The 12,663-nt window shown below is 42.4% G+C and carries 11 protein-coding genes; 1 reads left to right on the top strand and 10 read right to left on the bottom strand.

Annotated features, from left to right (window positions below):
- Nucleotides 1-72: 72 nt before the first annotated feature.
- Both tagD and FD19_RS00440 read right to left on the bottom strand, forming a co-directional pair.
- A complete protein-coding gene (gene tagD / locus FD19_RS00445; RefSeq protein WP_054749198.1) occupies nt 73-471 on the bottom strand; it encodes a glycerol-3-phosphate cytidylyltransferase in 399 nt (132 codons plus the stop codon).
- A gap of 33 nt (nt 472-504) precedes the next feature.
- Nucleotides 505-1,167, bottom strand: coding sequence for a sugar transferase (locus tag FD19_RS00440; RefSeq protein WP_054749197.1), 663 nt, complete (start codon nt 1,165-1,167; stop codon nt 505-507).
- A 321-nt stretch (nt 1,168-1,488) separates the two neighbouring features.
- Here FD19_RS00440 and galE point away from each other — a divergent pair, with 321 nt between their 5' ends.
- On the top strand, nt 1,489-2,481 hold the full coding sequence (gene galE / locus FD19_RS00435) for a UDP-glucose 4-epimerase GalE (RefSeq protein WP_054749196.1): 993 nt from the start codon (nt 1,489-1,491) through the stop codon (nt 2,479-2,481).
- 98 nt (nt 2,482-2,579) lie between these two features.
- Here the strand turns inward: galE and FD19_RS00430 are convergent, their stop codons facing one another.
- The 8 genes from FD19_RS00430 to FD19_RS00395 form a co-directional block, all read right to left on the bottom strand.
- On the bottom strand, nt 2,580-3,503 hold the full coding sequence (locus FD19_RS00430; protein WP_056968867.1) for a glycosyltransferase family 2 protein: 924 nt from the start codon (nt 3,501-3,503) through the stop codon (nt 2,580-2,582).
- A 2-nt stretch (nt 3,504-3,505) separates the two neighbouring features.
- Entirely contained in the window at nt 3,506-6,169 is a 2,664-nt protein-coding gene (locus FD19_RS00425; protein ID WP_056968866.1) for a YfhO family protein, read from the bottom strand.
- 235 nt (nt 6,170-6,404) lie between these two features.
- Nucleotides 6,405-6,818 carry a GtrA family protein gene (locus FD19_RS00420; RefSeq protein ID WP_056968865.1) on the bottom strand — a complete coding sequence of 138 codons (414 nt, stop codon included), beginning with the start codon at nt 6,816-6,818 and terminating at the stop codon, nt 6,405-6,407.
- 12 nt (nt 6,819-6,830) lie between these two features.
- Nucleotides 6,831-8,255, bottom strand: coding sequence for a flippase (locus FD19_RS00415; RefSeq protein ID WP_056968864.1), 1,425 nt, complete (start codon nt 8,253-8,255; stop codon nt 6,831-6,833).
- Nucleotides 8,256-9,359: a UDP-galactopyranose mutase gene (glf, locus tag FD19_RS00410; RefSeq protein WP_056968863.1), complete on the bottom strand. Its 1,104-nt coding sequence runs from the start codon at nt 9,357-9,359 to the stop codon at nt 8,256-8,258. It abuts the gene before it with no gap.
- Nucleotides 9,360-9,385: 26 nt separating this feature from the next.
- A complete protein-coding gene (locus FD19_RS00405; RefSeq protein ID WP_056968862.1) occupies nt 9,386-10,468 on the bottom strand; it encodes a glycosyltransferase in 1,083 nt (360 codons plus the stop codon).
- A 23-nt stretch (nt 10,469-10,491) separates the two neighbouring features.
- Nucleotides 10,492-11,454, bottom strand: coding sequence for a glycosyltransferase family 2 protein (locus tag FD19_RS00400; RefSeq protein WP_054749189.1), 963 nt, complete (start codon nt 11,452-11,454; stop codon nt 10,492-10,494).
- Between the two features lie 30 nt (nt 11,455-11,484).
- Entirely contained in the window at nt 11,485-12,660 is a 1,176-nt protein-coding gene (locus FD19_RS00395) for a CDP-glycerol glycerophosphotransferase family protein (protein ID WP_056968861.1), read from the bottom strand.
- Between the last annotated feature and the right edge of the window lie 3 nt (nt 12,661-12,663).

The following is a 12,663-nucleotide window of genomic DNA, read 5'->3' as shown; positions in this document are numbered from 1 at the left end:
TATTTTACCCCGTTGACGGCTTCAACACCAGTTGTTCAGCCCATATACTGGCAAAACAATCAGCATAAACAGCTACTTCATGTTCAAATCTTGTTTAATTTTCGAGGTGGAAATTTCTGGGGTCCGTGGCAAGTATATCACCTGCGCACCAGTATCCTTTTCAACAAAATCAAACTTACCAGCCCAATCATCGCCCATCACGAAGGTATCAATGTGATATTCCGCAATATCTGAATCCTTCTGATCCCAGGACTTTTCGGGAATCACTAAATCAACATAGCGAATTGCTTCGAGCAGGGCCTTCCGCTTCTCGTAGGGAAAATAGGCCTTCTTGCGCTTACTGTCCCAATTAAACTCATCAGTGGACAGGCCAACAACGAGGTAGTCACCCAACGCCTTTGCTCGCCGTAGTAATTCAATGTGTCCATAATGCAATAGATCAAACGTACCATACGTGATAACGCGTTTCATAAAGGGTCCTCTCAGTAAATAATTTTCTTATAATTAGTACGCACCAGAGTCTTTAGGATCAAACATCTGCAGGAACGTCTTAAAAATAATCCGAATGTCGAACCAAATTGACCGGTGATTGATGTACGTTAAGTCCAAATCCACCATTTGTGCAAACGTCAATTTGCTCCGGCCACTAACCTGCCACAAACCAGTTAAGCCTGGAATCACTTGCAGACGTTCCATATCCCGTTCATCATACTCAGCCACCTCGCGCGGCAACGCTGGACGTGGCCCTACGAGGCTCATATCACCTTTGAGAATGTTCACGAACTGCGGCACTTCATCTAGTGAATGATGCCGGATGAATTTACCGACTTTGGTGATACGCGGATCATCCTTAATCTTAAACATTGGCCCATCTTCAATTTCGTTTTGATCGGCCAACTGTCCCTTAATCTTATCAGCACCTTGCACCATGGAACGGAACTTCCACAGCTCAAACTCCTGACCGTTCTTGCCTACACGCGTTTGCTTGTACAAAACAGGGCCGTGATCTTCTAGTTTAATAGCAATTACAATATACAAAATAACGGGTGAAAAGATGACCAATGCAACACAGCTACCAACAATGTCCATCAGGCGCTTGGTCACTTTGTATACAACTGTGCTGGCACGCATAAGTTCAACTCCAGTAGTACTAGTACTTGCTTTCATGATTTATTCTCTCCTAAAATATCGTCCCCAGAACAAAAATTTCACCAGTAATGCTTGTCCCGGTTCGAACATTTGGCGTAAATCCGTTATCGCTGAATTTACCACAAACCCTAACTTACGTCCATATTACCACGCTGAACTCCGTGTTCAGTGCAGTTCATAGACGTAAAGAGCAATTATTAAGTAATCCTTATACAAATAAGTGCACAGTCCCCCGACTTGCAACACACGAGTAGAATCATACCATGAAAGCACGTACAGTATGCTACACTGTGCGTATACTGTAACAAGAATTTCACAATTGAACTTGGAGGAAATAGTATGACAGTACTTGTTTTGGGGGGAGCCGGTTATATTGGTTCACACATGGTTGACCGTTTGGTTGATCAGGGCAGCGACGTCGCGGTCGTTGACAACTTAGTTAAAGGACATCGGGCTGCAGTGCGGCCAGAGGCACGTTTTTACAAGGGTGACGTCCGCGATAAGGACTTTATGCGTTCCGTATTCCGTCAAGAGGACATTGAGGCAGTTGTCCACTTTGCTGCCTTTTCCATTGTTCCAGAAAGCATGCAGCAACCGCTGGACTACTTTGATAACAACACTGCGGGACTTATCAGTGTTCTGGAAGTAATGAACGAGTTCAACGTGAAGCGCATCGTCTTTAGTTCCACCGCCGCAACTTATGGCACTCCCGAGCGTGTGCCCATCAAAGAAACTGACAAGCAGGAGCCCATCAACCCTTATGGCGAAAGTAAGTTGATGATGGAGAAAATCATGCATTGGTCCGACTTGGCTTATGGCATCAAGTTTGTCGCCCTACGTTACTTCAACGTTGCTGGTGCCAAGGCGGACGGCTCCATCGGTGAAGACCACGGCCCCGAAACTCACCTAGTACCAATTGTTCTGCAAGTGGCCAACGGTCAACGTGACAAACTCAAGATTTTCGGTAGTGATTATGACACTCCGGATGGCACCAACGTGCGGGATTATGTCCATGTGGTTGATTTAGCTGATGCACATATTCTAGCCCTCAAGTACCTGGCTGCAGGCAACGACAGTAACGCCTTCAATCTCGGTTCCGCCACTGGTTTCTCCAACCGTCAAATTCTGGAAGCGGCTCGTAAAGCAACCGGCAAGGAAATTCCTGCTGAAGATGCGCCACGGCGTCCCGGTGATCCTGATACCTTGATTGCTGATTCTTCCAAGGCCCGTAAGGTTCTCGGCTGGAAGCCGCAGTACGATGATATTGAAAAGATCATTGCTACTGCTTGGAAATGGCATTCAACTCACCCTAACGGTTACAACGACAAGTAAAATGACATTCACTAAACATTAAAAAAGCGTCAGTTGTGTTTACTGTGCGGACCCGGAACATTCCGAGTTAGAGCAACAACACAATTGATGCTTTTTAACTACTTAATTTTTTTGGCAATGTAGATTGGACGTTTCTTCACTTCAAGAAAAATCCGGCCGATGTACCGCCCAACGATGCCAATGGCTAGTAATTGTAGCCCACCAATCATTAACATAATTGAAACCATCGACGGCCACCCCGCCGTCGGATCGCCATAAATAGCTGCGCGTACGACGATAAAAATTAACGCAAGTGCAGCCCCAACAAAACTAATCAAACCCAGACCTGAGACCAGCGTTAACGGGGCATCGGAATAATCGACTAGCCCATCAATCGAATAATTGAGCAAGCTCATAAAATTCCAACTAGTCTCACCATGTTTACGCTCAACATTTTTATACGGCAAATACTTGGTTTTGAACCCAACCCAACTAAACAACCCTTTGCTAAAGCGCTGGCTTTCGGATAACGATAGGACTGCTTCGACAACCTGTCTAGTCATAACACGAAAGTCACGAGCACCCGGAATAATTGGCGTTGAACTAACCGCGTTAATGATTTTATAGAACAAGTTCGCAAAAAATGATCGTACTGGTGGTTCCCCCGCTCTATTAGTCCGCGCAGCACCAACAACGTCGTAACCATTACTTATGCCATCAAGCATATCTGGAATCATTGATGGCGGGTCTTGCAAATCAGCATCCAAAATACAATAAAAATCCGCTTTAGCATTAGACAAGCCAGCATACATCCCCGCTTCCTTGCCGAATGCTCGAGACATATCAATGTAATGCACATCAGGATTACTAGACTGAAGCATTTGGATAGCCATTAGCGTTTTATCAGTCGAACCATCATTAACGAACCAAGTAATCAGATGATAGTCTGATAACTGGCTAAATGTTTTTTCTAATTCAGCGTAAATCAAGGGAACATTTTCTTCTTCATTATGGCATGGGATAATTGCCGCAAATGTTTGCATCCTTAATCCTCCCGTAAACTATTTTCAACTCGAACATGTGATAGCCATGAACTGGTACAAATAAAAACCGTCAAAATCAGTATGCCAGTGAGTGATAAAATTAATCCAAGCCTTAACCCAGGGACCTCATATTTAAGTACAACCTTGTGCCTGCCACTTGGGACATCAATACCCATAAACTCCCCAGCGACTCTACGTAATTTTTCTTGTCGTCCATCTACAAAGCCTTTCCACCCAGAATCGAAGGGAATTGTAGTGACAACAGTTCCATGCGAAAATTCTGACCCAGTTAAAAATTTAAGGCAGGCACCCTTCAAAGAAATCCCATCTATCGATTGATCAACCAATTTCTGGCGTGCCAATTTGAATGACTGCTCATTTTCCACCGCAATAAAAGGAGCTTGGTAAGTAACAAGAGATTCCTTGACCATTTTGTCAAGTGTAACTGTTATTTTCTGATTGCGTTCAAACTTGCCAAGATAAACTATGCCGTTCTCAGCATCACTCTGATTTAAATCTGATACTATTTTACCATTAACCTTAACTTTGACTGCAGCTGGTGTTTCCTTTTCAGCGGTAGGAAAAAAAGCATACACGTTGCCTGAATGGTTAAGAACACTTTCAAAACTATTAATTTTCTTTGTCATTCTAGTGGCTTGATTAATCATCATGTTCTGCGACCCAGCCAATCGCTTCCAAACCTCGTTTTGCACCAAAAACGGATTATGCGTTGGACTATATTCAACTTGTAGAGCTTTGTTGACAGTATCACCATTTGCCCTAAATACCAATGGGAACGCATTTACATCTCTCGTACCAAACCAATGACCTTTGGTGATTTTACTTACCCCAGATGCGACCGGCATCGTTAGAAAAGTATTATCACCGCTCATGCCATTGGCATTGGCATCCTCTACAATTTTTGAAAAATTTTTCGAGTTATTACCATATGTGTACTTAATTCCCAACAGCCTATCAAATGAAAGCGTAGAACCATTATTGAAATTTGACCATCTGGTCCAAGGCTGGTGCTTTTGATAATACCCCACAGCCGAGAGGAAATCAGTCAATTGTGTCGATTGTTGAGAAACATAATTGGAAACGCCGTTGTAACCTAATGTAATAGGATCATTGTCATTAGCTTGGTACCTATTGCCGATTCTGTAATTAGATTTATCGTTTCTAGTTACAAAACTTATCTCATCCCAACTTTGCAAAATAAATTTTTTATATGCCCCTACTTTCATGCTTTCATTAGCAGAAAGCCTTTCAACTTTAAAGTCAACGTAAAACAACGATACTAAAGCAAGCACAAATGAAATTGCAAAATACCTAAGACGTCGATACGCAACAAACAAGTACAAAAATACGCAAATAGCTAAAGTTACAATCAGGACGACTAACATATATTCGAGTGACATATGCACCGTGCCAATAAATGCTAGTGTTAAAATTAGGGTGAAGGACGCAAATAATTGCTTAGCAAACTTACTTGAACTGTCATCAAATGCCCGAAGCAAAGCCACATAACCAAGGACGCAAAAGATGAAGGGAATCACGAAAGATTCACGTTGAGGGTAACCATTTGGCCAGGCCATTGCATGCCATATCAAGTAAAAAAAATCAATCCACGTTGTGAAAACAACGAAAATCAGCATTGCCCCTGCCAAAGCCCTATCGATAAACCTGACGCCTGATTGCATGAAAAAAATAAAAAATACAACTAAAACAAGTAATCCCACATAGATAATCGGGACATGTAAATTTGTATTAAAAACCTGGCTTTCGCTGAAAAGCTGACTAATTAAATTTGGAAAACTATACACTGGCCAAAAGTGGAAGATTGCGCTCTTTCGAACCTGAGATGAGCCAAGAAACCCTGGCAAAGTTACAACAGCTGAAATCAGGAGGACAAGTACACTGGAAAAAGCAAAACAAATTACCGTAATCGCAATGCTCTTCATCTTGCAAAGCAAAGCACGAATAATCCAAAAAACAAAAACAATACCAGAAAATAAAAGAACTATGTAACCAAAGTAAAAATTTGTAATTATTGCGCCAGATGCCGAAACAATGAAAAGTAGCGGACGTCGGCCATAAATTATCCTGTCCATCCCTAACAATACAAGAGGCAATAATACGAGTGCATCAAGCCACATTATGCATTCCTTGTACGCAAATACAAAACTACACAATGGGAAGAAGCTCGAAAACATCAACGAAGTATAGTTCTTGAACCTTAGTTGGGAACCACACAATAATTCCTCATTAACAAACTTCGACTTCTGTAAAAACAAAAAAGTTGTGAAACCAATTAATGAGATTTTCACCACTGTAATTAACGTTCCAAAGTAAGGCAACTCAGTAACATGGAAGAAGAGCAATATCACGTTTAGCGGACTTAACAGGTAATATGTAATGACGCCGAAAACATTTCCACCCAAGCCAAACTCACTCGAGTAGGCCCAAGATGCATTGCCCGCTAGAGCTCTCTTCAAATAAGCGAACAACGCCATATATTGATTGCTAAAATCTACGCTCGCCACCGTGTTATGACCGAACGGTGCTACATGCGTGATAAAAAAAACTAATATCGTAAAAATACTAGGAACCAATAAAGAACTCACGTAAAAAGCCAGATTAGCAGGCCTAATTGTTTTTCTCATAAGAGACTCCCCCATTTCAAAAAATGCACACTAAATTAATTATCCCACCCCTATCATTTACCCGCAGTTGACTGTAGGCTTAACTGCAAGAATTTTTCTAGAACAGTCCTTTTTGAGGGTGACAACTCACTTATCAAGCCAACATGATACCAATTCTGCCCAACGGACATGACAACTTAAAAAGGTTATTCAAGCGAATACAATGGTGATCAGACTCGTCTACTATTAGTTTGACTCACACATCCTTACTTTTCCGAAACACAAACAACTTGCTCAAAACATAATTGGCAATCACAACAATCACGTTGTCCAGAATCTTAACAACCAACGCGTCCCAGTGCAGTAATGAGATTCCAATCCATGTAATCAGCATATCCATCGCCAACGTGACTAAGCGCGCCCCAAAAAATGACACCAGCTCCCGTAACGTATCGCTGAAACTACCATAGTGGCTATTAAACACCCATACTTTATTACTGAAAAAAGCTACCAGGACCGATAGAAACCACGCCAGTACAGTACCGACCTGGTAATTACCGCCCAGTTGAAACCAAATCATGAATACGCCGATGTTAACGATGGTAGTGATTACGCCCCAAAAAAGGTAGGCAATGATACTTTTATACTTGACAAACAGTTCCCTAACCATAATGCATGTCCCTCATCGCTTAATTTTTGAACGGATGATGCCAAAATAATGTACAGGGGCGGGCCGTGTCAGTAGAATCATTACCGTATACACAACCATACCCACAACAATTTGCAGAACAAATTCTTTAAAGCCGGCATTCATTTTTGCATTCATCGTATAAACCACAGCATACATAATCAGCCCAGACAATAAATACTTCCACAAGCCAGAAAAAAGTCGGCGATAATCAACCCGGTTACGTACAAATAACACCTGAATCAACGTAACGACCACTTCGGATAAAACCGTCGAAATAATAGCCCCATAAACGCCTAGCCAAAGAATTAAGGGCACATTCAAAATCAAGTTCGCAATCGCTCCGCCTGTAACTGATATGGTGTATTCCTTGTTCTTACCGATAGGCAGCAAATACTGGGTGCCGATTGCGTTGCTCCAAGCAATCATCACAATGATGATCGATTCAATGGGAATTAATTTACCAGTGACCGTAAATTGTGATCCCATAAACCACGGTGCAAACTTTGGCGATACGGCTGCCGTCCCAAACGCCATGGCAACCGACAACAACGTCACAAAGTCAAATGAACGATACAAGTACTCATTCAACTTCTTGAAATCCTTTTTAGCAAAAGTATTGGCCATTCGTGGCAACATGACCGTGCCAGTAGCAGTAACCACTGCAAGCACTAATTTCACAATACGATCAGAATACTCGTAGTACCCAGAACTGTTAACGCCATCCATAGCACCCAGCATGGTTTTGTTGAGTACCAGATAAATTTGGGTCGCAATCTGCGGTACAAATAATGCCAGCGACGGCCGCAAGTGCTGCCATATATGCAGATTGTGCCAATCAGGCTTGCGCACGTACTTGCGCATATACGGCCACAACGTCAAATTACCAAACAACGTTGATAACGTCAGAATCAGGATATAAAGGTTAACATCGCTTGAATTCTTGATGAAGGTAAAAATCATGATAACCGAAATAATTTTTACCGCAAAATTACGTAAGACGGTCTTCCCAAAATCCTCTAATCCCATAAAGAACCAGGATATATCCAGTGCCGCCGCCAAAATCTGCCATGACTGCGCAAAGTAAAATTCATGATATCTGTCCGTTATCATAAAGAAAATACCGAACGCCACATATGCACCAATAATGGTGATAAAGCGCATAAACGTGATTTCCCAAAATGATTGGCTGCGCTTTTTAAAATCATCACGTTGATACGCAATCGTCCGGTTACCATAAAGAGTGACCCCAATGCTACCAAAGAGCACAAAGTAGGTCACCACGGAATTAGTATAAGCATTGACCCCAACACCGTAACTGCCCAACACACGACTAATATAAGGCGTGGTCAGCAGCGGCACTATCAAAATAAAGACTTGATAGCCCACGTTGTAGAGGTAATTTTTGACAATCTTCATTTAACTCAACTCTTTTTTCGCCGCGTACAGTGCCGCCCCAATGACTTGATCCATGTTGAAGTATTTGTACATACCCAAGCGACCACCAAACAGCACGCGATCCTTATCTTGGCGGGCTAATTCGTAGTACTTACGGTACAAGGCACTGTTCTTATCATCATTGACCGGGTAATATGGTTCATCACCCTTGTGCCAGGTCTTCGGGTATTCGTGGGTAATGATGGTCTTGTCAGTATCCGTACCCTCAAAGTGCTTGTGTTCAATGATACGGGTGAAGGCGTGATCCTTATCCGTGTAATTAACTACCGCGTTACCCTGGTAGTTGGGTGTATCCAATTCTTCAGTTTCAAAGCGTAACGAACGGTACTCAAGCTCGCCATACTTATAACCGTAGAATTGGTCAATCATGCCCGTATACACAATTTTGTCAGCCATTGCATCGTACTTGTCACGGTCGGCGAAGTAGTCGGCGTTCAACTCAACTTCGATGTTAGGATGGTCAAGCAACTTTTCAACAATCTGCGTATAACCACCAACAGGAATACCTTGATACTTATCGTTGAAGTAGTTGTTATCGTAAGTAAAGCGTACCGGCAAACGCTTAATGATAAACGCTGGAAGTTCAGTGGTTGGCCGGCCCCACTGCTTCTCGGTATACTCCTTGACCAGCTTATTGTAGATATCGGTACCAACCAGGGAAATAGCCTGCTCTTCCAGATTTTCGGGTTCCTTTCCCCCGAGCACCTGACGTTGCTCTTCAATCTTAGCCTTGGCCTCAGCAGGAGTGACCACACCCCACAGCTTGTTAAAGGTGTTCATGTTGAAAGGCATGTTGTAGATTTCGCCATGGTAGTTAGCAATTGGCTGGTTCGTGTACCGATTAAACGTCGCCAGCTGGTTCACATAGTTCCAAATACGGTCTTCGGAAGTGTGGAAAATGTGCGCACCATACATATGTACCTGAATACCATCAATTTCTTTAGTGTAAATATTTCCCGCCACGTGATCACGCTTCTCAATCACCTTAACGGTCTTCCCGGCTTTCGCCGCTTCATTGGCAAATACGGCTCCATACAAACCAGAACCGACAACTAAATAATCCATAACAATGTTTCCTCCTGAATTAACTCTCAAACACCAACGGCGCTAAATGCTTCCTTAACAGCAGCTTCAGTAAATTGCCCCTTAACAAGTTTATTTCTAAAATCCATGACGTTGCGTTCCATCTGTGCAAACTCTTCTAACTTTAGTTCAGCAATTTGTTGTTCTGCATCAGCCAAAGAATCAACTAAGATACCGATATTGGACTTTTGCACAATTTCAGCCAAAGCTGATTCGCGCCAAACAATCAGAGGAATTCCTGCAGCCAAGTAAGATGACGCTTTATAAGGATTGTTATAGCGCAAGTATTCCCCCCAGCCGCCCTTAACGGTATTAGCACTAACACCGTCCCAGACTAGACCAAAACCATTCTTTAAAAACTTAGGCAACTGGTCGGGAGCCTTAGCACCCCGGTAACAGATTGCATCTGGCAATTTGTAACCCTTAGGTTCTTGCCCAAAAACTACAAAGTTCACACCGACACCACTGGAACGGTAGTGTTGCAAGAATGTTGACTTATCCAAATTACCTGCAAAAAATAAGCGCCTAAAATTAGTTCCTGCAGATAAATTACCACTTCGATCACTGGAATCATCCTGATTAACCAGATAGTCGTAAAATTTTAAGGTATTGGCCGGTACACGGACCCCACGCCGCTCCATTGCTTTCTGCATTGAAGCATTTGGATAAATAATATGACTAAAAAGGTTTAAGCATTTTACCGCGTAAGACATTCTGGTGCTGGGGCGTAAAATGGTATCCTTCAAGGTTCGCTCAGTGAAACGCAGTGGATTGATATCATGAATGAAGGCAATAGTTTTGACTCCCTGTTTACGTAGATAGCTCATGATTTGCGCCGCAGCTGGATAATTAACATAAAGTGGGTATTGTACCACTAGGCAATCACCGGCCTGTAAATTACCAAAGGCGTGTGTCAAGTTACTTTTCGAGACCAGGCGGCCCCCAAAACGATCCGGGACCGACGCAATTGAGCCCATGTCATGAACTCCTAATGGCGCCATGATTTTAATCACATCTGCAATTGGCTTACTAACAGCAGAGTACTGATTGCCCGTACTACCAAGATAAGCGCCAACATTATAAATGCTCATTCTAATCTCCTAATTTGTTTGCCTCATGCACCTAAATGCCGATTTGAAAATAGCACTACCGGTTTTAAAATTCCCAGTTGCCAAAGCAACTTTTTTAACCGCATCTTCTTATTGCGTGGCCGATAAGGCTTCATCGTCTTAATGTGATGATTTACCTTAGCCAATAAGGCGCTATTATCATCACCATCATACCCAACAACACACATTGTGTACGCCTTAAAGTAACGCTTAATTAAATATTCCTGGCTAGTAGACGCAATCTTCCCTCCATGCTGCCGAGCAAATACTTCAACTTCGTTCAACATTACTAACAAGTCCTTAATGCTTCTCTGTGAGTAGACATGTACGTACGAATCTCGCCGTTGAAAGTAATAGTAATTTTTAAGGTCACAGATTTTTACAGACTCAGCAACAAATAACAGCCTGTAATACAACGAATTATCTTCAAAAATACGCCCAGCCGGAAACTTCAAATCATTTCCAAGATAAATCTGTCGACGAACGCAAAAAGCCCAGGAGAAGTTTGGAACTAAATTGAGAAAAAGGAACTGCGTGGCTACCAAACCGGTAAGTTCAGCGTTTCTCAGTCTGAAGTAACTGTCCTTAGCATCTGCAACGTTGCCTGAGAAAGTCCGGTAATCAGAAATTAAGACGTCCACTCCTCGTTGCACACGCACATTAATATCTGCCAAGAAATTACTGCTAACCACATCATCAGCGTCAACAAACTGAATATATTCGCCCCTTGCATGATTAATACCATTGTTACGTGCAGTGGCAACACCTTGATTTGATTGCAGTATTATCTTCACACGATTATCATTATTGGCCAAGCTTTTAGCCACAGTAACTGTGTTATCGGTCGACCCATCATCCACCACGAGTAATTCAAAATCAGTAAATGTTTGTGACAGTACCGATTTGACCGCACGCTGAAGATAATTCTCGACGTTATACGCTGTAATAATCACAGAGAATTTAACCATGAAGAAACCTCATTTCAAAAGAAAGTACGCTCATTGAAAATTAAGTACTTTCTTCATTATGACCCGCGACGCGTAACCTAAATCTGTGATGGGATTAAACCGCTGGACAAAGGCCTCCACCTTTGCGCTCTCACTGGTAAGGTCCACATTCTGAAGCAAGTCAACCAACTCTTGAACACTCATTGCAAAACTTAAACCTAGTTCACGTGGATCAATATACAATCCCCGCTTGGCGGAATATTCATCCAAATCCTCTATTAAAAGCATCACTGGCTTGTGCAATAGGGAAAAATCAAACATGATGCTAGAGTAGTCCGTGACCAGAAGATCGCTGATTTCCATCAACTGATTCAGATTACTGAATTTAGACACATCAACAAACGGGTTATTTTGCGTCTGTCCGACAAAATAATGACCACGGTAAAGAACATTAAATTTATTCAACAATCGTTCGGCTTGTTGGTGTGAAAAATCTAGTGTTAATTTGGTTTCGCCAGTACTATCATCCTGCTGATATTCTCGAAAAGTTGGTGCCAATAAGAGAGTGGGTTTGCCGTAATCCAAACCCAAGGAATGACGCAATTTTACTAGTTTACCGCTGTTTACATCTTTACCGAGTCCTTCATTTCTGGGTAAACCCGTAATTTGCGTTGACCGAGAACTCGGAAAAATGTGCTTAAATATTTTTTGATCATATTTTCCTGACGCAGTGAGTAAGTCAAATTTTGCATGTTTATACCAGTAACGCGTCAAAAAGTTCAGTTCTGGCTCGTCAGGGCCCAAGTGTTTGAGAGGAATACCGTGCCAGGTTTGCAGGTACAGGTGCTGACGCCCCGACACATGAATTAAACGCTCAACGCTGGTGTTACCAATCCACACGCCAGACTGGGCCAGTATCCGATAGTACCCTAATGAATTGATATTGACACAAACAGTCCGTTTATTGGGTGGCACCATATGGTCGTTGCGCACCCCCCAGACAAAATGATAATCCCCAAACCGAGAATCAGTGAGCATCTTTTCATACACTGCACGTGGGCTATCACTGTACTGACGACCCGAAAAACTCACGAAAAGTATTTGTTTCTTGTCCGTCTTAGTAAAAAAATCAATTAACTTAAAATACGTGCTAAAAAAAGATATGTACAGCCAGCCCAAAAAACTTGAGCCTTTAATTTTGCTAGCAATCTGCTGAAGTTTAACCATTTA

It is taken from the genome of Lacticaseibacillus thailandensis DSM 22698 = JCM 13996, from assembly GCF_001436135.1.
Taxonomy (GTDB): domain Bacteria; phylum Bacillota; class Bacilli; order Lactobacillales; family Lactobacillaceae; genus Lacticaseibacillus; species Lacticaseibacillus thailandensis.
This window is presented reverse-complemented; position numbering and strand designations above follow the sequence as displayed.